The 25,430-nt window shown below is 70.4% G+C and carries 22 protein-coding genes and 4 tRNA genes; 22 read left to right on the top strand and 4 right to left on the bottom strand.

Features of this window, described 5'->3' with window-relative positions; all coding sequences use genetic code 11:
• The first annotated feature begins 2 nt into the window (after window positions 1-2).
• From LH044_RS11205 to LH044_RS11175, 7 genes are all read left to right on the top strand, one after another.
• Window positions 3-2,297 (top strand): NADH-quinone oxidoreductase subunit 5 family protein, encoded by a 2,295-nt coding sequence (locus LH044_RS11205; protein WP_227755670.1) that lies wholly within the window; start codon window positions 3-5, stop codon window positions 2,295-2,297.
• 23 nt (window positions 2,298-2,320) lie between these two features.
• The gene (locus LH044_RS11200; RefSeq protein ID WP_227755669.1) at window positions 2,321-3,871 is read left to right on the top strand and encodes a complex I subunit 4 family protein; all 1,551 of its coding nucleotides are present in this window, start codon (window positions 2,321-2,323) and stop codon (window positions 3,869-3,871) included.
• 6 nt (window positions 3,872-3,877) lie between these two features.
• Entirely contained in the window at window positions 3,878-5,404 is a 1,527-nt protein-coding gene (locus LH044_RS11195) for an NADH-quinone oxidoreductase subunit N (RefSeq protein ID WP_227755668.1), read from the top strand.
• Window positions 5,405-5,440: 36 nt separating this feature from the next.
• On the top strand, window positions 5,441-6,625 hold the full coding sequence (locus tag LH044_RS11190; protein ID WP_227755667.1) for an SAM-dependent methyltransferase: 1,185 nt from the start codon (window positions 5,441-5,443) through the stop codon (window positions 6,623-6,625).
• A gap of 88 nt (window positions 6,626-6,713) precedes the next feature.
• Window positions 6,714-8,726, top strand: a complete 2,013-nt coding sequence (acs, locus tag LH044_RS11185) for an acetate--CoA ligase (RefSeq protein ID WP_227755666.1) — start codon at window positions 6,714-6,716, stop codon at window positions 8,724-8,726.
• Window positions 8,727-8,875: 149 nt separating this feature from the next.
• The gene (locus LH044_RS11180) at window positions 8,876-9,373 is read left to right on the top strand and encodes a phosphatase domain-containing protein (RefSeq protein WP_227755665.1); all 498 of its coding nucleotides are present in this window, start codon (window positions 8,876-8,878) and stop codon (window positions 9,371-9,373) included.
• Between the two features lie 71 nt (window positions 9,374-9,444).
• On the top strand, window positions 9,445-10,284 hold the full coding sequence (locus tag LH044_RS11175; protein WP_227755664.1) for a zinc metalloprotease HtpX: 840 nt from the start codon (window positions 9,445-9,447) through the stop codon (window positions 10,282-10,284).
• Between the two features lie 57 nt (window positions 10,285-10,341).
• Here the strand turns inward: LH044_RS11175 and LH044_RS11170 are convergent, their stop codons facing one another.
• Window positions 10,342-10,830, bottom strand: coding sequence for a YajQ family cyclic di-GMP-binding protein (locus LH044_RS11170; RefSeq protein WP_227755663.1), 489 nt, complete (start codon window positions 10,828-10,830; stop codon window positions 10,342-10,344).
• 91 nt (window positions 10,831-10,921) lie between these two features.
• On the opposite strand from LH044_RS11170, the gene LH044_RS11165 reads away from it, so the two are divergent.
• Window positions 10,922-11,007: transfer RNA gene (locus LH044_RS11165), tRNA-Tyr, on the top strand.
• A gap of 70 nt (window positions 11,008-11,077) precedes the next feature.
• Here the strand turns inward: LH044_RS11165 and LH044_RS11160 are convergent.
• The 3 genes from LH044_RS11160 to LH044_RS11150 form a co-directional block, all read right to left on the bottom strand.
• Complete coding sequence (locus LH044_RS11160) at window positions 11,078-11,584, bottom strand: O-acetyl-ADP-ribose deacetylase (RefSeq protein ID WP_227755662.1); 507 nt, start codon at window positions 11,582-11,584, stop codon at window positions 11,078-11,080.
• Window positions 11,581-12,075 (bottom strand): GNAT family N-acetyltransferase, encoded by a 495-nt coding sequence (locus LH044_RS11155; RefSeq protein ID WP_227760101.1) that lies wholly within the window; start codon window positions 12,073-12,075, stop codon window positions 11,581-11,583. The genes LH044_RS11160 and LH044_RS11155 overlap by 4 nt, the downstream gene beginning before the upstream one ends.
• 78 nt (window positions 12,076-12,153) lie before the next feature.
• Window positions 12,154-13,449 (bottom strand): hypothetical protein, encoded by a 1,296-nt coding sequence (locus LH044_RS11150; protein ID WP_227755661.1) that lies wholly within the window; start codon window positions 13,447-13,449, stop codon window positions 12,154-12,156.
• Window positions 13,450-13,711: 262 nt separating this feature from the next.
• On the opposite strand from LH044_RS11150, the gene LH044_RS11145 reads away from it, so the two are divergent.
• The 14 genes from LH044_RS11145 (at window position 13,712) to rpoB (ending at window position 25,423) form a co-directional block, all read left to right on the top strand.
• Window positions 13,712-13,784: transfer RNA gene (locus LH044_RS11145), tRNA-Thr, on the top strand.
• Window positions 13,785-13,815: 31 nt separating this feature from the next.
• Window positions 13,816-13,889, top strand: a tRNA-Met gene (locus LH044_RS11140).
• Window positions 13,890-13,960: 71 nt separating this feature from the next.
• A complete protein-coding gene (tuf, locus tag LH044_RS11135) occupies window positions 13,961-15,148 on the top strand; it encodes an elongation factor Tu (protein ID WP_227755646.1) in 1,188 nt (395 codons plus the stop codon).
• A 272-nt stretch (window positions 15,149-15,420) separates the two neighbouring features.
• Window positions 15,421-15,582, top strand: a complete 162-nt coding sequence (rpmG, locus tag LH044_RS11130; protein WP_227755660.1) for a 50S ribosomal protein L33 — start codon at window positions 15,421-15,423, stop codon at window positions 15,580-15,582.
• 175 nt (window positions 15,583-15,757) lie between these two features.
• Window positions 15,758-16,423, top strand: a complete 666-nt coding sequence (locus LH044_RS11125) for an RNA polymerase sigma factor (RefSeq protein WP_227755659.1) — start codon at window positions 15,758-15,760, stop codon at window positions 16,421-16,423.
• Entirely contained in the window at window positions 16,413-16,775 is a 363-nt protein-coding gene (locus LH044_RS11120; RefSeq protein ID WP_227755658.1) for an anti-sigma factor, read from the top strand. Before LH044_RS11125 ends, LH044_RS11120 begins: the two co-directional genes overlap by 11 nt.
• Before the next feature lie 216 nt (window positions 16,776-16,991).
• A tRNA-Trp gene (locus LH044_RS11115) sits at window positions 16,992-17,064 on the top strand.
• 28 nt (window positions 17,065-17,092) lie between these two features.
• Window positions 17,093-17,443: a preprotein translocase subunit SecE gene (gene secE, locus LH044_RS11110; protein WP_227755657.1), complete on the top strand. Its 351-nt coding sequence runs from the start codon at window positions 17,093-17,095 to the stop codon at window positions 17,441-17,443.
• A gap of 34 nt (window positions 17,444-17,477) precedes the next feature.
• A complete protein-coding gene (gene nusG, locus LH044_RS11105) occupies window positions 17,478-18,470 on the top strand; it encodes a transcription termination/antitermination protein NusG (protein WP_227755656.1) in 993 nt (330 codons plus the stop codon).
• A gap of 234 nt (window positions 18,471-18,704) precedes the next feature.
• Window positions 18,705-19,130 carry a 50S ribosomal protein L11 gene (gene rplK / locus LH044_RS11100; RefSeq protein WP_227755655.1) on the top strand — a complete coding sequence of 142 codons (426 nt, stop codon included), beginning with the start codon at window positions 18,705-18,707 and terminating at the stop codon, window positions 19,128-19,130.
• A 122-nt stretch (window positions 19,131-19,252) separates the two neighbouring features.
• Complete coding sequence (gene rplA / locus LH044_RS11095; RefSeq protein ID WP_227755654.1) at window positions 19,253-19,945, top strand: 50S ribosomal protein L1; 693 nt, start codon at window positions 19,253-19,255, stop codon at window positions 19,943-19,945.
• Between the two features lie 346 nt (window positions 19,946-20,291).
• Window positions 20,292-21,029: a 50S ribosomal protein L10 gene (gene rplJ, locus LH044_RS11090; RefSeq protein ID WP_227755653.1), complete on the top strand. Its 738-nt coding sequence runs from the start codon at window positions 20,292-20,294 to the stop codon at window positions 21,027-21,029.
• A 5-nt stretch (window positions 21,030-21,034) separates the two neighbouring features.
• Window positions 21,035-21,424, top strand: coding sequence for a 50S ribosomal protein L7/L12 (rplL, locus tag LH044_RS11085; RefSeq protein WP_227755652.1), 390 nt, complete (start codon window positions 21,035-21,037; stop codon window positions 21,422-21,424).
• 396 nt (window positions 21,425-21,820) lie between these two features.
• The gene (rpoB, locus tag LH044_RS11080) at window positions 21,821-25,423 is read left to right on the top strand and encodes a DNA-directed RNA polymerase subunit beta (protein ID WP_227755651.1); all 3,603 of its coding nucleotides are present in this window, start codon (window positions 21,821-21,823) and stop codon (window positions 25,421-25,423) included.
• The last annotated feature ends 7 nt before the right edge of the window (window positions 25,424-25,430 follow it).

The raw sequence follows: 25,430 nt of genomic DNA, 5'->3' as shown, positions 1-25,430 counted from the left end.
ACATGTGGTTCTTCACGCACGTCTGGATCGTCCCGGCCCTGATGGCCCTGTCGTTCCTGCTGATCCTGCTCTTCGGCAAGAAGATGCCGAAGAAGGGTGCCGAGATCGGCATCTTCATGGTGGCGATCTGCCTCCTGTTCGCCCTCGCCACCGCGTGGAACTGGGCGACCTGGAACCACGACGCCCCCGAGGTCTCGCCCGACGCGACCGAGGCGCAGGCCCTCGCCACCGAGGCCGGCGCGCTGTCGAACGTGCCGTCGGAGTGCTCGAAGCTCGCGGCCGAGGCGCGCGAGCACGGCGGCGGGGCCGAGGACGCCGAGGGCGCCGACACCGGGTCCGGCTCGCACGGCGAGGAGGGCGCGGCCGCGACCGGCACCGGCACGGGCGAGACGGCGGCCCCTGCGACCGCAGCGGCCGGCGGCGAGGAGGAGTCCGAGGCGATCACGCGCCCCGTCGTGCGCTGCGCCACCTGGATCGACTCCGCCAACTCGTCGATCACGTGGGGCACCCAGATCGACGGCCTCTCCGTGATGATGCTCGTCGTCGTCACGCTGATCTCGCTCCTGGTGCACGTCTTCTCGACCGACTACGTGCACGGCGACCGGCGCTACACCCACTACTTCGCCTTCCTGTCGCTCTTCACCGCCTCGATGCTGTTCTTCGTGCTCTCGCAGAGCACGCTGCAGATGATCGTGGGCTGGGAGCTGGTCGGCGTCTGCTCGTTCGCGCTGATCGGGCACTGGTGGGAGGAGAAGCCGAACTCCGACGCCGCGCTCAAGGCCTTCCTCACCAACCGCGTGGGCGACATCGGCCTGCTGATCGGCATGATCATCCTGTTCTTCGCCGCCGACCGGTCGTTCTCGATCATGGACATCACGATCGCGGCGAACGAGGGCGGGATCGGCCACACGACGCTGCTCATCGCCTCGCTCTGCCTGATCGCCGCGGTGATGTCGAAGTCGGGCCAGTTCATCCTCCACACCTGGCTGCCCGACGCCATGGCCGGCCCCACGCCGGTGTCCGCGCTGATCCACGCCGCCACCATGGTCGTGGCCGGCATCTTCATGGTCGCCCGGCTCTACCCGGTGTTCTTCGAGGGCCTGGCCATCGGCGGGTCGTCGATCAATGCCCTGGCCGTGGTCGGTGCGGTCACCGCCCTCTTCGGAGCGCTCCTGGCGTTCGTCCAGAAGGACATCAAGAAGGTGCTCGCCTACTCGACGGTGAGCCAGCTCGGCTTCATGGTCTGCTCGCTCGGCGTCGGGGCCTGGACGGCGGCCATGTTCCACCTCTTCACGCACGCCTTCTTCAAGGCCTGCCTGTTCCTCGGCGCCGGCTCGCTGAGCCATGCGTGCCACCACAGCTTCAACATGGTCGACGACATGGGCGGTCTGAAGAAGGTCATGCCCAAGACGTTCTGGACCTACGTGATCGCGACCGGCGCGCTGGCGGGCTTCTTCCCGCTGTCGGGCTTCTGGTCCAAGGACGAGATCCTCGCCGGCACCGGTTCGTTCCCGGGCACCGAGGGCGCGAACGGCACGTACCACCTGATGCTGGTCATGCTCCTGCTCGCGGCGTTCTGCACCGCCGCCTACATGACCCGCACCATCTGGTACGCCTTCTTCGGCGAGTTCCGCGGCCACGGCCACCCGCACGAATCGGGCCCGCGCATCACGGTGCCGCTGATCATCCTCGCCACGCTCGGCGCCATCGCCGGTGTCGCCAACCTGCCGTGGGACGTGCCGATCATCGGCGCCCACGCCTTCGAGCACTTCGTCGAGCCGGTCGGCCTCTACTTCCCGAGCATCTCCCACGCCGAGTTCCACCCGGTGCTGGCGGTGACCTCGTTCGGCGTGGCCTGCCTCGGCATCGCCCTCGCCTACCTCTACTTCTGGAAGGGCGCGTTCGCCGGCCTCCACGGACTGTCCGAGCGCAACCGGCTCGCGGCCTGGGGCAAGAACGTGCTCGTCAACAAGTACTACTTCGACTGGCTGTACACGACGGTCATCACCGGCTTCGTGAAGGGCCCGCTGGCCCGGGCCTCGAACTGGGTCAACCAGCACGTGATCGACGGCATCGTCAACGGCATCGGCAAGGGCGCCGCAGGCGGCGGTCGGTGGGTCTACGACAACGTCGACCAGACGGTGGTCGACGGCGCGGTCAAGGGCGTCGGCGCCGCCTCCGGCGGCTCCGGTGGAGCCCTGCGGCGCATCACCAGCGGTCACATCCAGCAGTACGCAGCCCTGTTCTTCGCGGCTGCCGCAGTCCTGGCCGGCATCTTCGTCGTGCTCATCGGCTGATCGAGTAGGGAGAACCACTTCCGATGAAAGAGTTCCTGAACGACTGGGGTCTGATCCTCGTCACGTTCCTGCCGCTGGTGGGCGTGGCGGTGATGCTCTGCGTCCCCGGCAAGGACGAGGGCACGCACAAGCTGCTGGCACTGATCACCACGCTGGCCACGGCGTTCGTGGGCATCCTGCTGATGGTCAACTTCGACTACGACAAGGCCGGCGTCCTGCAGTTCCGGGTGGACCACAGCTGGATCGACCAGATCAACAGCCGGTTCATCATGGGCCTGGACGGGCTCTCCCTCCCGCTCCTCGCCCTGACGCTGCTGATCGTCCCGCTGGTCGTGATCTACAGCTGGAACCACATCCCGGATCCGGGCAACCCCAAGGCCTTCATGATCCTGATGCTCATCCTCGAGACGGGCATGATCGGATCGTTCCTGGCCGAGGACCTCATCCTCTTCTTCGTGTTCTTCGAGGTCGTGCTGCTGCCGATGTACTTCATGATCGGCGTCTGGGGCGGCCCGGAGCGCAAGTACGCGTCGATCAAGTTCTTCATCTACACGCTGCTGGGCTCGGCCCTGATGATCGTCAGCTTCGTGGCCGTCTACTTCCTCGTGAAGAACCCGGCCACCGGTGAGGCGATCAAGACCTTCTCGATCCCCGAGCTGCGGGCGGCCGGCGGCGAGGGCGTCGCCCGCTCCGCCCAGGTGATCCTGTTCGCCGGCATGTTCATGGGCTTCGGCATCAAGGTGCCGATGTTCCCGTTCCACACCTGGCTGCCCGACGCCCACACCCAGGCGCCGACGCAGGGCTCGGTGATCCTGGCCGCGGTGCTCCTGAAGCTCGGCACCTACGGGTTCCTGCGGATCGCCATCCCGATCCTCCCCGACGGCGCCCGCCAGTGGGCCCCGGCGATCGGCATCCTCGCCGTGATCGGCATCATCTACGGCGCCCTCTGCTGCCTGGCGCAGACGGACATGAAGCGCCTGATCGCCTTCTCGTCGGTCAGCCACATGGGCTTCACGATGCTGGCGATCGCCACGATGACCACCTACGGCTTCAACGCCGCGGTCTTCGGCATGGTCGCCCACGGCCTCATCACCGGCATGCTCTTCTTCATCGCCGGCTCCGTGAAGGAGCGCTACCACACGCTCGAGATCAAGCGGCTCGGCGGCCTCCTCATCTCGGCCCCGAAGATGGGCTGGATCCTCGGCCTCTGCACCATGGCGTCGCTCGGCCTCCCCGGCCTGGCCGGCTTCTGGGGCGAGTTCCCCGCGATCCTCAGCGCCTACGAGCCCGCCGCCGGCCTGAACGTCGCGCTGTTCCGCACGCTGATGGTGCTGGCCGCGCTCGGCACGGTGCTCGCCGCCGGCTACCTCCTCTGGCTGTACCAGCGCACGGCGTTCGGCACGCCCAAGGAGGAGTTCGCGAACGACCCGCACATCCACGACGTCGAGACGCCCGAGTGGATCGCGTGGACGCCGCTCGTCATCCTCATCGTCGTGCTGGGCTTCGTGCCCGCCATCATCTTCAACGTGAGCGAGCCCGCGGTGAGCCTCATCGCCCGGACGGTCGGGGGCTGATCGACCGTGTCGCTCGCCGCCCAGCTCGTCGCCCAGGCCGGGTCGTCGGGGTCCTTCCGGGGACCGACGATCGACTACCACGCGCTCGCGCCCGAGATCATCCTCAGCGCGACGGTGGTCGTGCTGGTCCTGCTCGACTCGATCAAGCTGGACCGGGCCAAGGCCTACATGCCGGTGGTGACCAACCTCGGGCTCCTCGGCGCGCTGATCCCGCTGCTCACGCTCGCCTACGACGGCACCGAACGCGTCCTGTTCGACGGCTCCTACGTCGTCGGGCCCCTGGCGCTGCTGCTCAAGGCGATGTTCATCGTCTCGGCCTACGTGGTGGTCCTGCTGTCCACCAACTACGTCGCCGAGGGCGACTACTGGGAGAGCGAGTACTACACGCTGCTCGTGAGCGCCGTGCTGGGCATGGTCGTCATGGCGTCGAGCCGCGACCTCATCGGCATCTTCGTGGCGCTCGAGCTGCTCTCGATCCCGGCCTACATGCTGGCGTCCTGGCGCAAGGGCGACGTCCGCTCCAACGAGGCGGGCATGAAGTACTACCTGATGGGCGTGTTCGCCTCGGCGGTGCTGCTCTACGGCATGTCGCTGGTGTACGGGCTCGGCGGGTCGACCCAGCTCGACGAGATCGGCCGGCAGATCGCGAGGGCCCCGTCCGAGGGCGTCCCGGTGATCACGCTGGCGCTGCTGTTCGTGGTGTTCGGCTTCGCCTTCAAGGTCTCGGCCGTGCCGTTCCACGTGTGGGCGCCCGACACCTACGAGGGTGCGCCCACCCCGGTGACCGCGTTCCTCGCCGTCGCCTCCAAGGCGGCCGGCTTCGTGGCGCTGATCAACATCGTCTTCTTCGCCTTCCTGCCGAGGTCCGACGTCATCGAGCCGCTGTTCTTCGTGCTGTCGGTCGCCTCCATGACCGTGGGCAACCTCGTGGCGCTGCGGCAGACCAACGTGGTCCGCATGCTGGCCTACTCGGGCATCGCCCAGGCCGGCTTCATGCTGGCGCCCTTCGTGGTGGCGGGCAGCGAGGGCGTGGCCGCCATGCAGGCGATCGTCATCTACCTGGTGATCTACGCGGCCATGAACCTCGGTGCCTTCGCCGTGATCGTCGCCATCGCCCGCAAGACCCGCTCCGCCGAGCTGAAGGATCTGCGGGGCCTGGTCCACACGATGCCGGGCATGGCCTGGTGCATGGTCCTGTTCCTGGCGTCGTTGATCGGCATCCCGCCGCTCGGCGGCTGGTACGCCAAGTTCAGCGTGTTCAAGGTGCTCATCGGCGCCGACACCGGCCTCGGCTGGGCGACCGCGATCATCATGGCGCTGAACACGGCGATCGCCGCCTACTACTACCTGAACGTCGCCCGGACGATGATCTTCGACGACGCCCCCGACGGCGACACCACCCCGGCGCCGCGCACGCCGGCGGCGCTCACCGCCGCGGTGGGCATCACGCTCGTGGTCACCTTCGCCTTCGGCGTGCTGCCGGGCCTGCTCACCGACGTCACCAGCTACGGCCCGCTCGCGGTCGGTCGCTGAGCCCGACCGGGTCCCATCCGAGGACGGGGCCCGAGCGTGTCCGAGGGGGGAGCGGCGGAGGCGCTGGCGGAGCGGATCGCCCGGCAGGGCTCCGTCCGGTTCGACGAGTTCGTGACGGCTGCGCTGTACGACCCCGACGGCGGCTTCTTCTCCCGCCTCGGTGACGGCGGTCGGGGCCGGGCCGGACGGGCCGGCGGCGACTTCATCACCAGCCCCGAGGTCGGTCCGCTCTTCGGGGCGGTGCTGGCCCGCCACCTCGACGCGAGATGGGAGGATCTCGGCCGTCCCGACCCCTTCGTGGTGGTCGAGGCGGGCGCCGGGCGCGGCGCGCTCGCCATCTCGGTGCTGGCGGCGGCGCCGGCCTGCGCGCCGGCGCTGCGGTACGTCCTCGTCGAGCGCTCCGCCGTCCTGCGCCGGGCGCAGGCCGAGCACCTCGCGCTGTCGCACCCGTTCGAGGTGCTCGGGCCGCCCGGCGACGCGGACGAGGGCGTCCCCTCGCCCGTCGCGGGCTCGGGTCCGCTGGTGTGCTCGCTGCCCGACCTGCCCGCAGAGGCGGTCGACGGGGTCGTCGTCGCGAACGAGCTCCTGGACAACGTGCCGTTCCGCCTCTTCGAGCGCGCCCCGGTCGGCGACGAGGGCGACGGGTGGCTCGAGGTCCGGGTCACCGTTGATGCCGGTCGGTTCGTCGAGCTCGCCGTGCCGGCCGACCCCGACGTGGCCGAGCGCCTCGAGGCGCTCGCCCCCGACGCCCGGCCCGGTGCCCGCGTGCCGCTGCAGGACGCCGCGGCGGCCTGGCTGCGGGCTGCGCTGGCGGTCCTGCGGACCGGGTCGGTGCTGCTCTTCGACTACGCCGCCACGACGACGGCGTCGCTCGCGGACCGGCCGGTGGAGGAGTGGCTGCGGACCTACCGGGACCACGACCGCGGGACCGCGCCGCTCGACCGGCCCGGCTCCCAGGACGTCACGGTCGAGGTCGCCGTCGACCAGCTCGCGGCCGTGGCGGCGCCCGACGACGACCGCTCGCAGGACGAGTGGCTGCGACGGTGGGGCATCCAGGGGATGGTCGAGGAGGGCCGGCGCCTGTGGGAGGAGCGGGCGGGCGTCGGCGACCTGGCCGCGCTCCGCGCCCGCAGCCGGGCGGTCGAGGCCGAGGCGCTCTGCGATCCGACCGGGCTCGGTGCGTTCCGCGCCCTCGAGTGGCGGGTCCCGCCGGCGCGCTGACCGACCTCGCGCCGACCCCGACTCGTCGGAGGTGCGGCGCCCGGGCGGGGATACAGTCCGGCGCGGACGTCACAGCACAGGGGGACCGATGGACGACGCGGAGTCGACGAGCGAGGGCGCGACGATCGAGGACTACTACCGGGAGGACCGGACGTTCCCGCCGTCGCCGGAGTTCGTGGCGACGGCGGTGGTCTCGGACCCGGGGATCTACGAGCGGGCCGAGGCCGATCCGGAGGCCTTCTGGGCGGAGCAGGCCCGGGCGCTGCTCACGTGGGAGCAGGACTTCCACACGCCGCTCGAGTGGGAGCTCCCGTTCGCGAAGTGGTTCGTGGGCGGCCGGCTGAACGTGGCCGTCAACTGCGTCGATCGCCACGTCGCCGCAGGGCTCGGCGACCGGGTGGCGATCCACTGGGAGGGCGAGCCGGGCGACACCCGGACGATCACCTACTCGGACCTGCTGCGCGACGTCTCGAGGTTCGCGAACGGGCTGCGCGAGCTGGGCGTCGAGGCCGGCGACCGCATCTGCATCTACCTGCCGATGATCCCCGAGGCGGTCATCGCCATGCTGGCGTGCGCCCGCCTGGGGGCGGCCCACTCGGTGGTGTTCGGGGGGTTCAGCCCCGACTCGCTCATCGACCGGATCACCGACGCCGGCGCGACCGTCGTGATCACCGCCGACGCCGGCTACCGCCGTGGCGCGCCGTTCCAGCTCAAGCCCAACGTCGACGTGGCGGTCGCGGCGTGCCCGACGGTGCAGTCGGTGGTCGTCGTCGACCGCTGCGGCACCGACGTCGACATGCTCGACGGTCGCGACCACTGGTGGGACGACCTGGTGGGCCGGCAGTCCGACACCCACCGGCCCGAGGCGTTCGACGCCGAGCAGCTGCTGTTCCTGCTCTACACCTCGGGGACCACCGCCCGGCCGAAGGGGATCATGCACACCTCGGGCGGCTACCTGGCGCAGGTGGCGTGGACCCACCGGGCGGTCTTCGACCTGCATGCCGAGACCGACGTGTACTGGTGCGCGGCCGACGTCGGCTGGGTGACCGGCCACAGCTACATCGTCTACGGGCCGCTCGCCAACGGCGCGACGACGGTCATGTACGAGGGCACGCCCGACACGCCCCGCGAGGAGCTCCGCGGCGACGGCGGCCCGGCCGGGTGGGACAAGGACCGGTTGTGGGACATCGTCGAGCGCTACGGGGTGACCCAGCTCTACACGGCGCCGACGGCGATCCGGACGTTCATGAAGTGGGGGGCGGAGTGGCCCGAGCGCCACGACCTGTCGTCGCTGCGCGTGCTCGGCACCGTCGGCGAGCCGATCAACCCCGAGGCGTGGATGTGGTACCACCGCCACATCGGCTCTGAGCGCTGCCCGATCGTCGACACGTGGTGGCAGACCGAGACGGGCGGCCACATGATCACCCCGCTGCCGGCGATCACGGCCACCAAGCCGGGCTCGGCCTGCCATCCCCTGCCGGGCATCGGCGCCGAGCTGGTCGATGACGACGGCGACGTGGTCGAGCGGGGCGGCGGCTACCTGACGCTGACCCGGCCGTGGCCGTCGATGCTGCGCGGGATCTGGGGCGATCCGCAGCGCTACGCCGAGACGTACTGGTCCCGGTTCGAGGGCCGCTACTTCGCGGGCGACGGGGCCAAGGTCGACGACGACGGCTACCTGTGGGTGCTGGGCCGGGTCGACGACGTGATGAACATCTCCGGGCACCGGATCTCGACCGCCGAGGTCGAGTCCGCGCTGGTCGACCACCCGGCGGTGGCCGAGGCCGCGGTCGTGGGCGCCACCGACCCCACGACGGGGCAGGCCATCGTCGGCTACGTGATCCTGCGCGGCTCCTTCGAGGCGTCCGACGAGCTGCGCGAGGAGATCCGCCAGCACGTGGCCGTGAAGCTCGGCGCCATCGCCCGCCCGAAGGCGGTGATCCTGGTCGCCGACCTCCCGAAGACCCGCTCGGGCAAGATCATGCGCCGCCTGCTGCGCGACGTCGTCGAGGGACGCGAGCTCGGCGACACCACCACGCTGGCCGACGCCAACGTGGTCGAGGCCATCCGCGAGGGCGCCGCCGCCTCCACCGAGGACTGACCGGCCCCATCCCGCCCGCCCCCGGCCGCCCCCATCCCAACTGGCTGTCGTTCTGCCGGCCAGGGCCGGCAGAACGACAGCCAGTTCGTGGGGGACCGGGGAGTTCGTGGGGAGCCGGGGTCGCGGAGCGAGGGCGTAACCTGCCCGCCGTGCCGACCTGGGACCCGCAGCTCAGCAACTGGCTCTGGCGCACCGAGCCGCTGGACCCCGCCACGTCGGTGGTGTTCGACATGGACGGGGTGCTGTCCGACGCCAGCCGGCGCCAGCACTACATCGAGTACCCCATGCGCGACTGGGAGGCCTTCTTCCACGCCTGCGGGGACGACGAGCTGATCGCCGAGGTCGCCCGCCTGCTCGACGTGATCGACGACGACCTCCAGATCGTGCTCCTCACCGCCCGCCCGATCCGGGTGCAGCCGCAGACCCTCGCCTGGCTCGAGCGGTACGAGCTCCGCTGGGACGTGCTGATCATGCGGGAGTACGGCGACTACATGGCCGCCCGGCACTTCAAGCAGCGGACGGTCTACGAGCTGCGCGAGCGGGGCCACGACCTCCAGCTCGCCTTCGAGGACGACCCCCGGAACGTGGCCATGTTCCACGGCGAGGGCGTGCCCTGCATCTACATCCACTCGGGCTACTACAACTGACCCTCCCCGCCACTGAGCGGGGGTTCAGACCGGTCGGTCGGTCCGGAGCGCACCGCTCTACGCTGCAACCCGTGCGGAACAACCTCAAGACGGCGGCGCTGCTCGCGGGCCTCGGAGCGCTCTGCATGTTCATCGGGTCGTTCTGGGGCCGTGGCGGCGTCGTCATCGGCCTGCTGATCGGCCTCGCCATGTGCGGCGGCTCGTACTGGTTCTCCGACCGGCTGGCGATCCGCTCGGCGCAGGCCGTCGAGGTCAGCCCCGACCAGATGCCGCAGTACCACGCGATCGTCACGGACCTCGCCCAGCGCGCCGGCATCCCCCAGCCCCGCCTCTACGTGTCGCCCAACCCGCAGCCGAACGCCTTCGCCACCGGCCGCAACCCCGACAACGCCGCGGTGTGCGTGACCCAGGGCCTGCTGCAGATCCTCGACTGGGAGGAGATCCAGGGCGTCCTGGCCCACGAGCTCTCCCACGTCCGCAACCGGGACATCCTCATCGGGTCGGTCGCGGCGGCGGTGGCGATGGGCATCACGTTCGTGGCCCACATGGCCCAGTTCGCCATGATCTTCGGCGGCGGCCGCTCCGACGAGCGCAGCAACCCGTTCGGGGCGCTCCTCATGGTGATCCTCGCCCCGATCGCCGCCGCCCTGATCCAGATGGCGATCAGCCGGAGCCGGGAGTACGAGGCCGATGCGTCGGCGGCGCGGATGCTCGGCACCGGCGAGCCGCTGGCCCGGGCGCTCGAGAAGCTCGAGGCCGGCGCCGAGCGGGTGCCGGTGGCGGTGAACCCGGCGGAGGCCTCGGCCTACATCGTGAACCCGCTGCGGGGCCGCAACGCCTCGGGCCTGTTCATGACGCACCCGCCGGTCGCCGAGCGCATCGCCCGGCTCCGCAGCGGCGCCTGGGTCTGAGCCCGGGCCCGGCGGTCCGCTCGGTCGGTCGCCGCGGCGCCCTGGCCCCCGCTCCGCTCAGTCGCGGAAGTTGCCGAACTGGAGCGGGATCTCGAAGTCGTGCTCCTTGCAGGCGTTGATCACCGCCTGCAGGTCGTCGCGCTTCTTGCCGGTCACGCGGACCTGCTCGCTCTGGGTCTGGGACTGGACGCCCTTGAGGCCGAGGCCCTTGATGAACTTGTTGAGGTCCTTCGCCCGGTCGGAGTTGATGCCGGCGACGAGCGTGACGACCTGGCGGACCGTGGCGCCCGAGGCCTGCTCGACCTTGCCGTAGGACAGCGCCTTCATCGAGATGCCCCGCTTGACGAACTTCTCCTCGAGCACCTGGCGCAGGGCGGCCAGCCGGTCCTCGGTCGAGGAGCGGAGGGTGATCGTCTCCTCGGCGAGCTCGAGCGACGAGTCGGTGTTCTTGAAGTCGAAGCGGTTCGCCACCTCCCGGGAGGCCTGGTCGACCGCGTTGCGGATCTCCTGGCCGTCGACCTCGGAGGTGATGTCGAAGCTGGGCATCGTGTGACCTTCCTGGCGTCCGCCGAGCCGGCGGCCGGACGCATCTGGGTTCGAACCTTGCGGACGCGAACGCTATCGTGACCGCTTCCCAGGGTCGGTGCCCGAGTGGCCAAAGGGAGCAGACTGTAAATCTGCCGGCGTATGCCTTCGGAGGTTCAAATCCTCCCCGGCCCACCACGCCAGTCCGTTCCGGTTCGGCGTTCCCCGACGACGGTCGCGGGACGCCGGACGGACGGCGGGGCTCCCGTCAGGCGTCGAGCAGCGCCCGGTAGAGCCCGTCGGTCTCGGCGTCGAACGCGACCAGCAGCACCGACCGCACGGACCGGGGCTCGAGCGACCGCAACGTCGCCACCGCGATCTCGGCGGCCAGCTCGCGCGGGAAGCCGTACACGCCGGTCGAGATGGCGGGGAAGGCGATCGTCGCCACGCCGAGGTCGGCGGCCACCTCGATCGACCGGCGGTAGCAGCTCGCGAGCAGCTCGGGCTCCCCGTCGTCCCCGCCGCGCCAGACCGGCCCGACGGTGTGGATCACGTGGCGGGCCGGGAGCCGGTGCCCGCCGGTCGCCTTGGCGTCGCCGGTGTCGCAGCCGCCGAGGGCCCGGCACTCCTCGAGCAGGCCGGGACCGGCAGCACGGTGGATCGCGCCGTCCACCCCGCCGCCCCCGAGGAGCGACCGGTTGGCGGCGTTGACGATCGCGTCGACGTCGAGCGCCGTGATGTCCCCGCGGTGCGCCGCCAGGTCGGGCCCGCTCACAGCAGTCGCTCCATGACCACGACGTCGTGGAACCGCCCGAACTTGCGCCCGACCTCCTTCTCGGTCCCGACGACCTCGAAGCCCAGGCGGGCGTGGAGCCCGATCGAGGCGTCGTGGCCCGCGACGATCCGGGCCATCAGGGCGTGGAAGCCGTGGGCGGTGGCCATCGACACCAGCTCGGTGAGGACGGCTGCGCCGACGCCCGTGCCCCGGTGGTCGCGGTGCACGTAGACGGAGTCCTCGACCGACGTCGAGTACCCCGGCCGGTCCCGGTAGGCCGACAGCGCCCCGAAGCCGACGGCCCGGTCGACGCCGTCCACCACCTCGACCGCCACGATGACGCCGTGGGCGCCGGAGCGGTCCGTGATCCAGCGGCGCTGCTCCTCCTCGGTCCTCGGCGTGAGGTCGAACGTGACGTTCGAGGTCAGCACCTCGTGGTTGTAGATGTCGAGGATCGCGGGGGCGTCGGCCGCCACCGCCGGGCGGATCATCACGGCCCGGACGCTACCGGCGCCCGGTGTGGGTGCGAGGTGACGCGGGTCCGGGCGGTGTCGGACGGCGGAGGTCGGTCAGACGGCGGAGGTCGGACGGACGATCGAGCTCGGCTCGATCACCCCGATGGCGCCGGTCATCGCCTCGACCCGGGCCCACTCGGCCACGGCGGCCGACTCGCTCAGCAGGATGATCTGCTGGTGCTCCGAGCTGCGGACGAGCAGCTCGAGCATCGCGGGCAGGATCGACTTGTCGAGCTGCTGGAACGGCTCGTCGAGCAGGGCCGGGAAGCTCTCCCAGCCGGGGCCGAGGCTCCGCAGCTGCTCGAGCCGGCCGAGCACGGCGTGCGCCGCCGCGGCGGTCTGGTCGCCGCCGGCCGGGTCCTCGGGGGTGAGGAACGGCTGGACGTCGGCACGGAGCCGGGCGGCCGAGGTGATCTCGGCCCGGTTGGCGATCGCCCAGTTCACGTCGACCTCGCCGGCCAGCGCGTGCCAGCGCTGGGCGGCCTGGCGGTGCTCCTCGGCGGCCCGGATGAGCCGCTGGCGACCGAGGTCGGAGCTGAGCAGGCTGTTCACCCGCTGCAGGTGGAAGCCCAGGTAGGACTGCGCCCCGGCGTCGGCCAGTGCGGCCTCCTCGGCGGCCCGGGCCCGCTCCATGCGCTGCCAGTAGACGATCGAGACGCCGACGGCGGCCAGGGCGACGAGCCCGAGCGGGATCACCGCGGCGGTCCCGATGAGCGCGGCCGCCGGCACGGCGAGCAGGGCGGCGAAGCCGGCCGCCAGGAACGTCAGGCGGCGGACCTTCTCGCTGTCGGCCTGGGAGCGCTCGAACTGCTCGTGGTGGTGCTCGATCCGCTCGATGACCTCGGCGTCCTCGACGCTGGAGCCGACGGCGTCGGCCTCCTCCTCGAGGCGGCGGTCGGCGATCACGAGCGCCTCGGCCGCCGACCACAGCTCGTTCTGCTCGATCCGGGCCAGCTGCTGGATGTACGCGCCCCGCTCGGTGGTCTCGGCGAGGTCCTGGGCGCCGAAGCGCATGACCCGTCGAGCCGTCCGGGCGTCGAGGCCGGCACGGGACAGGAGGTCGATCGAGCCGGTGGCGTCGCTGAACTGCTGGGTCACGTCGAGCCGGTTGTCGACGTCGATCACCCGGTGGGGGGCGGCGTTGGGCCGGAACACGGCGAACCGGTTCCCGTTGCCCGCGACGAGCTCGAGGTGGATGCCGGAGCGGGAGTTGCCCAGGGCGCCGACGAACTCGTTGACGAGCCCGTCGCGCTCCATCTGGGAGAGCCCGGCGATCACGGTGAGGCGCGGGTGGAGGTCGAAGGAGACGGAGTTGGCCCCGTTCTCGATGACAAGTCGTTCGAACTGCACGGTCGGGGCATCGGCCGTTGGGGCGGGGACCTTGAGCCGATCGGCCCACGGCCCTGGGCAACGTCGCCCAGAGGTCCCCGAGGGGCTCCGCCCGGCCCCGGACCGCCCACCGAGCGCCGTCCCGACCGCGCACCCGGACCGCCTGGCCGGTGCGGTGCGGACCGCCCCGCCGGGCCTGTGGCCCCGGCCTTGGGCGGTTGTGGGTGCGTGGCCCCGCTCGCTAGTCTCGGCGGTCGGTCCGACGGCCAGTCCGCCGGTCCACGCCTCCTTAGCTCAGTCGGCAGAGCGCTTCCATGGTAAGGAAGAGGTCGTCAGTTCGATTCTGACAGGGGGCTCGCCCGGGGGCGTTCGTCGCCCCCGACGCCGGGCGGCGTAGCTCAGTTGGTGAGAGCACTCGGCTCATAATCGAGGGGTCGTCAGTTCGAGTCTGACCGCCGCTACCCAAGCAAGTTTCAACATCCCACCAGTGTGACCCGGCCGTTGTGCCGTTTGATGAAAGTGAGTGCCTGTCATGGCGAAGGAGAAGTTCGAGCGGAACAAGCCCCATGTGAACGTGGGGACGATGGGTCACATCGATCATGGGAAGACGACGTTGACGGCGGCGATCACGAAGACGTTGGCGGATCGTGTGGCGGGGAACTCGTTCACGGAGTTCGAGAACATCGACAAGGCTCCTGAGGAGCGGGAGCGTGGGATCACGATCAACGTGTCGCATGTGGAGTATGAGACGGACAACCGTCATTACGCGCATGTGGACATGCCGGGTCACGCTGATTACATCAAGAACATGATCACGGGTGCTGCTCAGGTGGATGGGGCGATCCTGGTGGTGGCGGCGACCGATGGTCCGATGCCGCAGACGCGTGAGCATGTGGTGTTGGCGCGTCAGGTGGGTGTGCCGGCGATCGTGGTGGCGTTGAACAAGGTCGACATGGTCGATGACGAGGAGCTGCTCGAGCTGGTGGAGATGGAGGTTCGGGAGCTGCTGTCGGAGTACGAGTTCGATGGTGATGATGCGCCGGTGGTGAGGGTGTCGGCGTTGCAGGCTCTCGAGGGTGATGGTTCGGCGCAGGATCAGGTGATGGAGCTGATGGCTGCGGTGGATGAGTTCGTGCCGGAGCCGGAGCGTGATCTGGACAAGCCGTTCCTGATGCCGATCGAGGATGTGTTCACGATCACGGGTCGTGGGACGGTGGTGACCGGCAAGGTGGAGCAGGGTGTGATCCACACCGGTGATGAGATCGAGATCGTCGGGTTGAAGGCGACGCAGAAGACGACGTGCACGGGTGTGGAGATGTTCCGCAAGTTGCTCGATGAGGGGCAGGCGGGTGACAACATCGGTGCGTTGCTGCGGGGCATCGACAAGGAGGATGTGCAGCGGGGTCAGGTGTTGGCGAAGCCTGGTTCGATCACGCCGCACACCGAGTTCGAGGCGAACGTGTACGTGTTGACGAAGGAGGAGGGTGGTCGTCACAAGCCGTTCTTCTCGAACTATCGGCCGCAGTTCTACTTCCGGACGACGGATGTGACGGGGACGATCGCGTTGCCGTCGGGGACCGAGATGGTGATGCCGGGTGACAACACCGAGGTGACGGTGGAGTTGATCGCTCCGATCGCGATGGATGAGGGGTTGAAGTTCGCGATCCGTGAGGGTGGTCGGACGGTGGGCGCTGGTCGCGTCACCAAGATCCTCAAGTGACCTGACCGTCATCCTGACGAACTGACCGCGGGCGTCGTCCCGCCGGTCGACCGAGGGCCGCGAGGTCCACGATCGGAGGCTCCCGCCGCCACGGGCCGGCGTCGGGGGCCTCCGTCACGTCCGGGGCCGGGTCGGCCCGACGGGCAGGGCGGCTTGTCGGCCGGGCCCCGCACGGACCAAACTGACAGGTCCCCTCCGACGGCCGAGCCGTCGGGGCACCAGATCGCAGCCAGTCCACAGCAGCCAGTCCACAGCAGAAGGAAGTGGGAGCCATGGCCTCCGACAAGCGGGTCGCCGTGACCCTCGAGTGCACCGAGTGCAAGCGCCGCAACTACATCACCAACAAGTCGAAGGTGAACGACCGCGAGCGCATCGAGCTCAAGAAGTACTGCCGCTGGGACCGCAAGCACACGGTCCACAAGGAGACCCGCTGAGCACGAGCGGGCGCTGACCCGAGCGGGTCGCGACCTCGCCGGCCACCGACGGGCGCTGCCTCCGGGCGGCGCCCGTGGCGCGTCCGGGCGACGGTCGTCCGACCGGATCGCCCGAGTGGATCGGGGCGACGGGGGTGGTCCGGACGGCGGAGAGCCGCCGCGTAGGGTGGCGGGGGTGAGCGAACCCTCCTCGCCCGTGGCCGCCGAGCCGCTCGTCGGCGCCCGTGCCCGGCTGCGGGTGGTCGTCGACGGCGACCCGGTCCCGGAGCCGACCGACCCGATGGCCGCCGACGTGACCGCCGCCCGGGCGGGGGACCAGGCCGCGTTCGCCCGGCTCGTCGAGGCGACCCACCGCGACACGTACTCCCTCGCGCTCCACCTGACCGGCTGCGCCGAGGATGCCCGCGACGTCACCCAGGAGGCCTACCTCCGGGCCTACCGGAGCCTCGACGGGTTCCGGGGCGACGCCCGGTTCTCCACCTGGATGTACCGGATCACCGCCAACGTGGCGATGACGCAGGCCGGTCGGAGCCGCAAGCACCGCCACGACGAGCTCCACGACGACACCCCCATCGTCGACCCGCGGCTCGAGAACGACCCTGCCCTCGTGGCCGACGCCGGCGATCTCCGCGACCGCCTGCTCCTGGCGCTCGGGCAGCTCCCGCCCAAGCTGCGGGCCGTCGTCGTGCTGCGCGACGTCTACGAGCTCCCGCACGAGGACATCGCCGCAGAGCTCGGGATCTCGGTCACCGCCGCCAAGGTGCGCCTGCACCGGGCGCGGCACCGCCTTCGTGCCGACGTGTTCCCCGAGCTGTCCGAGGTGCCCGGCCGTGCGCTGTGACGAGGTGGCGCCCCTGCTGCCCGCCATGTCGGACGGCTCGGTGGTGCTGCCGTCGGACATGCGGGCCCACGTCGAGCACTGCCTCCGCTGCCAGGCCGAGCTGGTCCAGTACCGGCGGGTGCTCCGCACGATGCGCTCGCTGCGGAGCGAGGTCCTGGAGCCGGCGCCCGGGGTCCTGACCGACGTCCTCGCCGCCGTCGAGGAGGTGGGGGAGCGCCACGCCGTGCGGTCGCTCCTGCGCCGCCGCCGGGTCGCCTACGCCGTCGGTGCGGGCGCCGCGACGGTGGCCGGCGTCGTCGGTGCGGTCCTGATCGCGAGCCGGTCCCGCCGGTCGCCGTCGCTGGCCGGGTGAGGGTGACGGTGGCCGGCGTCGTCGGTGCGGTCCTGATCGCGAGCCGGTCCCGCCGGTCGCCGTCGCTGGCCGGGTGAGGGTGACGGTGGGCCCGCCGGCGGCGATCGTCTGCGGGCGCGAGTCGTGGCGGGGGTGGTCGCGCGTCTATCGTGGCCCCCTGACGTCGCTCGCGAGGTCTGGCGCAGCCATGCGCGTGGACCGAGCGGACGGCGGCTCAGGGCAGTGGCTCAATTGGTAGAGCACCGGTCTCCAAAACCGGCGGTTGGGGGTTCGAGTCCCTCCTGCCCTGCTCAACACCTTCGAAGAGGTCCCCGACGATGGCGATGAACCGAGAGCAGAAGCGCGCCGCGCAGCGGGCCGGGCAGGTCAATGCCGACGGCTCGCAGGCGACGCGCGATCGCAGGGCGCCGGCCCAGAACCTGAAGACCGAGCGGACGAAGCCCCTCGAGTTCGTCCGGGAGGTCCGGGCGGAGCTCAAGAAGGTCTCGTGGCCGACGCGCCAGGAGGTCATCCGCTACTCGATGATCGTCCTGGTGGCGCTGATCATCTTCACGGCCGGGGTGTTCGCGATCGACTACGTCTTCGGCGAGCTGTTCCGGATCGTGCTCGATCCCGGCACGGCCTCCACCGGCGCGGCCGGTGCTGCGCTGAGCCCGACGACGTACTGAGACTGCTGCCGACCGAGCGCAGCGAAGAGGAACGATGACTGACGAGAACGTGAACGTCGCAGCGACCGCCGACGACGGTGCGGAGGACGCCCTGGAGGCGGCCGTCGAGAACGAGGCCGAGGTCGAGGAGCTGATCGCCGACGTCGAGGGCGACGACGCCGCGACCGATGCCGTCGAGGCGATCGCCGAGGTGGAGGACATCGAGCCCGACGGCGTGCTGGTCGAGGCCCCCGCCGAGCTCGACGCCGCGCTCGACGAGCTGGCCGAGGCCGAGGCGATCCTGGACGAGGCCGAGGACGAGGTCGCCGAGGAGGCCGTCGAGGAGATCGCCGCCGACGCGGTCGCGGAGGAGGTCGCCGAGGAGCTGGTCGACGAGGCGGTGGCCGCCGAGGCTGACGCAGCGGCCGACGCCGAGGTGCTCGACGAGGAGGAGCTGCTCGAGGAGGAGGCCCCGGCCCCCAAGCCCGAGTCGCCCTACGACCGCCCCGGCAAGTGGTACGTGCTGCACACCCAGTCCGGCTACGAGAACAAGGTCCGCCAGAACATCGAGGCCCGCCGGGCGTCGATGAACATGGAGTCCCGGATCCACGAGGTCGTCATCCCGATGGAGGACGTCGTCGAGTTCAAGCAGGGCAAGAAGGTCGTCGTCCAGAAGAAGATGTTCCCCGGCTACCTGCTGGTGCGCTGCTCGCTCGACGACGACAGCTGGTACGTGATCCGCAACACGCCGGGCGTGACGGGGTTCGTGGGCGCCGGCAACAAGCCCCAGCCGCTGCCCCGCAAGGACGTCGAGAACTTCCTGCAGGTCAAGGACGAGACGCAGGAGAGCGTGCCCAGCAAGTCCACCCGGCCCCGCCTCGAGTACGAGATCAACGAGACGGTGCGGGTCAAGGAGGGTCCGTTCGCGGACTTCTCGGGCGAGATCGTCGAGATCAACGAGGACCAGCTCAAGGTCAAGGTGCTGGTCAACATCTTCGGCCGCGAGACGCCGGTCGAGCTCGAGTTCTCCCAGGTCGCCAAGCTCTGATCGCACGCCGGGGCCCCGGTCGCGGCCTGCGCCGCCCGGGGCCCGGGTTGTGCCGGTGCCCGCCGGGGACCAGAATGGTCCGTCGGTCCGGCCCGCTCGCGGGCCTCCCCGTGCCCCTCCGGCACCTCGCCGCGCGAGGGGCATCGCAGGGATCCCCATCCCCATGGGTCCGTCCAGCAGCACGGGTCAGTGCAGCGACACGGACCCGTCCAGAAGTCCGAGGAAAGTGAAGTCATGGCCAAGAAGAAGGTCGTCGCCATCGTCAAGATCCAGATCCCGGCCGGGCAGGCGTCGCCGGCGCCGCCCGTCGGCACGGCGCTCGGCCCGCACGGCGTGGCGATCATGGACTTCTGCAAGGAGTACAACGCCAGGACCGAGGCGCAGCGCGGCACGATCGTGCCGGTCGAGATCTCGATCTACGAGGACCGCACGTTCTCGTTCATCACGAAGACCCCGCCGGCCCCCGTGCTGATCCGCGAGGCCGCCGGCCTCGACAAGGCGGCCGAGACCCCGGGCCGGGGCTTCGTCGGCAAGATCACCGACGCCCAGCTCACCGAGATCGCCCAGACCAAGCTGCCCGACCTCAACACCGACGACCTGGACGCCGCGAAGCTCCAGATCGCCGGCACCGCCCGCTCGATGGGCATCGAGGTCGTCTGACCGACGCCGGCGGCGCACGCCGCCGACGACCCCGACGGCCCCGGTCGTCGGACACCCCACCCGGGAGGACCTCGCCCGGGCACCCGGGTTCCACACGAGGGAGAACCGGAAGGATTCGCACCATGGCACACGGGAAGCGCTACCTCGACGCGACCAAGCGGTACGACCGTGAGCGTCACTACTCCGCCGACGAGGCGATCGACGTCGTCAAGAGCCTGGCCACGGCCGGCTTCGACGAGACGGTCGAGGCGGTCGTCCGCCTCGGCGTCGACCCCCGCAAGGCCGACCAGATGATCCGCGGCACCGTCGCGCTCCCCTCGGGCACCGGCAAGGACGTCCGCGTCGCCGTGTTCGCCCAGGGCGACGCCGCCAACGCGGCCGAGGCGGCCGGCGCCGAGTTCGTCGGCGCCGAGGACCTGGCCGCCCAGATCGAGGGCGGCATGCTGGACTTCGACGTCACGATCGCCACGCCCGACCTGATGCCGCTCGTCGGCCGCCTGGGCCGGGTGCTCGGCCCCCGGGGCCTCATGCCGAACCCCAAGACCGGCACGGTGACCCCCGACCCCGCCAAGGCGGTCGAGGAGTTCAAGGGCGGCAAGGTCGAGTACCGCACCGACCGCAACGGCAACGTCCACGTCGGCATCGGCAAGGCCAGCTTCGGCTCCGAGGCCCTCGTCGCCAACTTCACCGCGATCGTGGACGAGCTCATCAAAGCCAAGCCGAGCTCGTCCAAGGGCCGCTACATCCGCAAGGTCACGCTCAGCTCGACCATGGGCCCGGGCGTCCAGCTCGACGTCGCCCGCCTCGAGAGCTGACCCGACCGGCGCGCCGCCCCGACCGCGGCGCGACCCTTCGGCGGTGGTGCCGGGCCCGAGCGGTCCGGTAGCATCGACCGGTCCCCCTCCGGGGGACACGAGATCTGACACTCGCCAGAGACCCCCGGCGCACCGGACGGTGCAGAACGGGCCCGGCATCGGACCGCCACGGCGGACCCGAGGCACCGGCCCACCTGGGTAGGTGGACACCTGATCCGAACGCCGTCCCCTGTGGCCGGTCGAGGAGGCGTCCGCTGTTGCGGGCGCCGGATCCCGACCACAGGAAGCGGGTCGCCCTCCCTCCCGGGAGCAGGCGGCCCCCTAGCATGACGGAAGGAGGTGTCAGATGGAGAACCCGAGGCCGGACAAGGTGGCCGTGGTGGACGAGGTCAAGGACAAGTTCCAGGACGCGGACGCCGTGATCATCACCGAGTACCGCGGCCTGACGGTTCGTGACCTGCAGGACCTGCGGACCTCGCTGCGCGAGGCCGGCGGCGAGTACCGCGTGTACAAGAACACGCTCGTGCGGCGGGCCACGACGGCGTTGGACCTGGCGCTCGACGAGCAGCTGCTCGGACCGACGGCGCTCACGTTCGTCGGCGACAAGGCCGACGGCACGCCGGGCGATGTCGTGACGGTGGCGAAGGCCCTCAAGACGTTCGCGAAGGCCAACCCGCTGTTGGTCCTCAAGGGCGGCGTGCTGGGCGACTCGCTGCTCGACGAGGCGGCGCTGTCGCGCCTGGCGGAGGTCGCACCCCGGGAGGAGCTGCTCGCTCGTCTCGCCGGTGGCATGGCTGCGCCCATGCAGAACTTCGCCAGCCTGCTCAACGCCATCCCCCAGAAGATGGCGTACGCGCTGCAGGCGCTGATCGAGCAGGGCGGTGCGAGCACCGCGGCCCCCGCGACGGAGTCCGCAGCAGCGGACGACGACGCGGACACGACTGCCGAGGCAGATCCAGCGGACACCGCTGAGGCCGAGGCGGCAGATGCCGCCCCGGCAGAGGACACGGACCAGGACGAGACCCCCGACGATGGGGACGCGGTCGAGGCGAGCGCCGACGACACCGCACAGGAAGAGGAGTGACAGACATGGCGACCAAGGAAGAGATCCTCGACGCGATCTCCAGCATGACGGTGCTCGAGCTCTCCGAGCTGCTGAGCGAGTTCGAGGAGCGCTTCGGCGTGACCGCGGCGGCCCCGGTGGCCGTGGCGGCGGCCGCTCCGGCCGGTGGCGGCGGCGGTGACGCCGGCGGCGCCGAGGAGGAGAAGACCAGCTTCGACGTCGTGCTGACCGACGCCGGCGACAAGAAGATCCAGGTCATCAAGGAGGTCCGCGGCCTCACGAGCCTGGGTCTCAAGGAGGCCAAGGACCTCGTGGAGTCGGCCCCCAAGCCGGTGCTCGAGGGCGTCTCCAAGGATGAGGCCGACAAGGCCAAGGAGGCCCTCGAGGCCGCCGGCGGCAGCGTCGAGGTCAAGTGACCTGACGCTCGGCTGCGCCGAGCACTGCGTTCTGGCTGTCGTTCTTCCGGTCCAGGCCGGCAGAGCGACAGCCAGTTCGCCGTTTTGGGGGCGGGCGCGGAACCACGAGGGTGCTTGACCCCGGGGAGCCGCCTTCGTACGCTCCCCGGAGCCGAACGCCACGGTCGTCGCGGTGCCCTCTCAGGAAGAGGGGCTGCGACCTCGTCGGCCTGTTCCGGGCTGCTTGACCGACCCTGTACGTCCGCGTATTCTGTTCGGTTGCCGTGCCCTGCCGTTCGTCATCCGAAGCACCCCTTCTGCCAGGAAGTTCCGCTTCGACGATGCGCGCCCCGGACCCGGTGACCACCCGCCGCCCGCCCAGCGCCCACCGCTCGCCCAGCAACAGGGAGTAGCTCCTTGTCCTCTCGCGTCAACTTCCGCGACCGCTATTCGTTCGCGAACCTCGAAGAGGTCCTCGACCTCCCGGACCTGATCGCCATCCAGCGGGAGTCCTTCCGCTGGTTCGTCGAGCAGGGCCTGGCCGATGCGTTCCGCGACATCTCGCCGATCAAGGACTTCACCGAGACCCTCAGCCTCGAGCTGGAGTTCGATCCGTTCGACGAGGACCTGCGCCCTCCGCCCAAGTTCACGGTGGAGGAGTGCAAGGAGAAGGACATGACCTTCTCCGCGCCGATCTTCGCCCGCGCCCGCTTCATGAACGCCAACACCGGCGAGATCAAGGAGCAGACGGTCTTCATGGGGGACTTCCCGATGATGACCGACAAGGGCACGTTCATCATCAACGGCACCGAGCGCGTCGTGGTGAGCCAGCTCGTCCGGTCCCCGGGCGTCATCTTCCAGCCGGGTGAGCGGTTCCGCCTGCGGAACCTGTCCAAGCACCAGCTGGTCACCGGCACGATCCACCCCTACCGCGGCGAGTGGATCGAGTTCGACGTCGAGCAGAAGCCCGGCAAGGACCCGACGGCCGGCACCCGCGTCGCCCGCAAGCGCCGCCTCTCGCTGTTCGTGCTGCTGCGCGCCCTCGGCTACGACGAGGAGAACGCCCCCGGGTTCCTCGAGGCCTTCGTGCGCCACTTCGACTTCCTCGAGGGCCAGTGGGAGAAGGACCGCGAGCTCGCCCCCACCCAGGAGGAGGCGATCATCGAGATCTACAAGCGGGCCCGCCCGGGTGAGCCCGCCACCGTGGACTCGGCGCGCAACTACTTCAACAACGCCTTCTTCGAGCCGCGCCGCTACGACCTGAGCCGCGTCGGGCGCTACAAGCTGAACCGCAAGCTCGGCCCGGAGATCGAGCGCCTGCAGGAGCAGTTCCCGCAGCTCGCCGGCCTCCTCGACGTGCCCGATCCCGACCAGCCGGTGCTGAGCCGCTGCGAGGTCCTCGCCGCGACGACGTACCTGCTCAACCTGGCCGCCGGCACCCACGGCTACCGCCTGGACGACCAGGACCACTTCGCCAACCGGCGCATCCGCTCGGTCGGCGAGCTCATCCAGAACCAGGTCCGCATCGGCCTGTCCCGCATGGAGCGGGTCGTGCGCGAGCGCATGACCACCCAGGACGTCGAGGCGATCACCCCGACCACGCTGATCAACATCCGCCCGGTGGTCGCGGCCATCAAGGAGTTCTTCGGGACCTCCCAGCTGTCGCAGTTCATGGACCAGGTCAACCCGCTGTCGGGCCTGAACCACCGCCGTCGCCTCTCGGCGCTCGGCCCCGGTGGCCTCAGCCGTGAGCGGGCGGGCTTCGAGGTCCGCGACGTGCACTTCAGCCACTACGGCCGCATGTGCCCGATCGAGACGCCCGAGGGTCCGAACATCGGCCTCCAGGGCGCGCTGGCGACCTTCGCCCGCGTCAACCAGTTCGGCTTCATCGAGACGCCGTACCGGAAGGTCGAGAACGGCAAGGTCACCGACGAGATCGTGTTCCTCCCCGCCGACGAGGAGGAGGAGTACATCGTCGCCCAGGCGAACACGCCGATCGGTCCCGACGGCAAGTTCACCGCCGACCGCGTGCTCGTGCGGCGCTCGCCGCAGGCCGCCTCGCTGTCGGACCTGAAGCTCCAGCTCGAGCGCGACGAGTTCCTCGGCGCCACCACGGAGATCTCCGCGGTGGCCCCCGAGGAGGTCCAGCTCATGGACGTGTCGCCGCGCCAGATCGTGTCGGTCGGCACCGCGCTGATCCCGTTCCTCGAGCACGACGACGCGAACCGGGCGCTCATGGGCGCCAACATGCAGAAGCAGGCCGTGCCGCTGCTGCGGGCCGAGGCGCCCTACATCGGCACCGGCATGGAGGTGCGCGCCGCCCGCGACGCCGCCGACATGATCCTGGCCGCCGAGGACGGCACGGTCATCGACGTCGACGGCAGCCAGATCGTCGTCGACTACAAGAAGGCCGGCCGGGTCACCTACCGCCTGCACAAGTTCGAGCGCTCGAACCAGGACACCTGCATCAACCAGCGGCCCGCCGTGGCCGAGGGCCAGAAGGTGTCCGCCGGCGACGTGCTGGCCGAGGGCCCCTCGACCGACAACGGCGAGCTGGCGCTGGGCAAGAACCTGCTCGTCGCCTTCATGCCGTGGGAGGGCTACAACTTCGAGGACGCCATCATCCTCTCGGAGCGCCTGGTCAAGGACGACGTCCTGACGTCGATCCACATCCACGAGCACGAGGTCGACGCCCGCGACACGAAGCTGGGCCCCGAGGAGATCACCCGGGACATCCCGAACCTCTCCGAGGAGATCCTGATGGACCTCGACGAGCGCGGCATCATCCGCGTCGGCGCCGAGGTCGACCCGGGCGACGTGCTCGTCGGCAAGGTCACCCCCAAGGGCGAGACCGAGCTCACGCCCGAGGAGCGGCTGCTCCGAGCGATCTTCGGCGAGAAGGCCCGCGAGGTGCGCGACACCTCGCTGAAGGTGCCCCACGGCGAGTCCGGCAAGGTCATCGACGTCAAGGTGTTCAGCCGCGACGACGAGCACGAGCTGCCCCCGGGCGTGAACCAGCTGGTCCGCGTCTACGTCGCCCAGAAGCGCAAGATCTCCGTCGGGGACAAGCTCGCCGGCCGCCACGGCAACAAGGGCGTGATCTCCCGCATCCTGCCGATCGAGGACATGCCGTTCCTCGAGGACGGCACCCCGGTCGACATCATCCTGAACCCGCTCGGCGTCCCCTCCCGCATGAACGTGGGCCAGGTGCTCGAGACGCACCTGGGCTGGGCCGCCCGCTGGGGCTGGGACGACGGTGACAAGCACGTGGGCGAGGCGCCCATCCGCGGCACCGAGACCAAGACGCGTCCGACCACCCGTCCCGCCACGCTCGTCGCCACCCCGGTGTTCGACGGCGCCAAGTGGGACGAGACCGAGATGGCGGGCCAGCACCCGACGATCAAGACGATCTTCTCGAACGTCGAGCCCGAGTCGGTCCGCCCCGACTACGGCGACGGCGGCCGGCTCATCGGCACCGACGGCAAGGCCACGCTCTACAACGGCCGCACCGGCGAGCGCTACGACAACCCGGTGACCGTGGGCTACGCCTACATCCTGAAGCTCGCCCACCTCGTGGACGACAAGATCCACGCCCGCTCGACGGGTCCGTACTCCATGATCACCCAGCAGCCGCTCGGCGGTAAGGCCCAGTTCGGTGGCCAGCGCTTCGGTGAGATGGAGGTGTGGGCGCTCGAGGCCTACGGCGCGGCGTACTGCCTCCAGGAGCTGCTGACCATCAAGTCCGACGACACCCTCGGCCGCGTCAAGGTCTACGAGGCGATCGTCAAGGGCGAGAACATCCCCGAGCCCGGCATCCCCGAGAGCTTCAAGGTGCTCATCAAGGAGATGCAGGCGCTCTGCCTGAACGTCGAGGTCCTCTCCCGCACGGGCGAGGAGATCAAGATGCGTGAGCTCGACGAGGACTTCTTCCGTGCTGCCGAGGAGCTGGGCATCGACCTGTCCCGGCCCGAGCGCGGATCCGACGAGGACGACGCCCGCCGCCAGGCGGAGCGTCGCTGAGAGAGGA

Source organism: Dermatobacter hominis (assembly GCF_020715685.1).
Taxonomy (GTDB): Bacteria; Actinomycetota; Acidimicrobiia; order Acidimicrobiales; family Microtrichaceae; genus Dermatobacter; species Dermatobacter hominis.
This window is presented reverse-complemented; position numbering and strand designations above follow the sequence as displayed.

Excerpts from the sequence above, each read along its gene's own strand:
- rplJ (WP_227755653.1), top strand. The coding sequence starts at position 20,292 with ATGGAGAACCCGAGGCCGGACAAGGTGGCCGTGGTGGACGAGGTCAAG.
- rplL (WP_227755652.1), top strand. The coding sequence starts at position 21,035 with ATGGCGACCAAGGAAGAGATCCTCGACGCGATCTCCAGCATGACGGTG.
- secE (WP_227755657.1), top strand. The coding sequence starts at position 17,093 with ATGGCGATGAACCGAGAGCAGAAGCGCGCCGCGCAGCGGGCCGGGCAG.
- nusG (WP_227755656.1), top strand. The coding sequence starts at position 17,478 with ATGACTGACGAGAACGTGAACGTCGCAGCGACCGCCGACGACGGTGCG.
- LH044_RS11200 (WP_227755669.1), top strand. The coding sequence starts at position 2,321 with ATGAAAGAGTTCCTGAACGACTGGGGTCTGATCCTCGTCACGTTCCTG.
- rplK (WP_227755655.1), top strand. The coding sequence starts at position 18,705 with ATGGCCAAGAAGAAGGTCGTCGCCATCGTCAAGATCCAGATCCCGGCC.
- LH044_RS11155 (WP_227760101.1), bottom strand. The coding sequence starts at position 12,075 with ATGATCCGCCCGGCGGTGGCGGCCGACGCCCCCGCGATCCTCGACATC.
- acs (WP_227755666.1), top strand. The coding sequence starts at position 6,714 with ATGGACGACGCGGAGTCGACGAGCGAGGGCGCGACGATCGAGGACTAC.
- LH044_RS11170 (WP_227755663.1), bottom strand. The coding sequence starts at position 10,830 with ATGCCCAGCTTCGACATCACCTCCGAGGTCGACGGCCAGGAGATCCGC.
- rplA (WP_227755654.1), top strand. The coding sequence starts at position 19,253 with ATGGCACACGGGAAGCGCTACCTCGACGCGACCAAGCGGTACGACCGT.
- tuf (WP_227755646.1), top strand. The coding sequence starts at position 13,961 with ATGGCGAAGGAGAAGTTCGAGCGGAACAAGCCCCATGTGAACGTGGGG.
- rpmG (WP_227755660.1), top strand. The coding sequence starts at position 15,421 with ATGGCCTCCGACAAGCGGGTCGCCGTGACCCTCGAGTGCACCGAGTGC.
- LH044_RS11205 (WP_227755670.1), top strand. The coding sequence starts at position 3 with ATGTGGTTCTTCACGCACGTCTGGATCGTCCCGGCCCTGATGGCCCTG.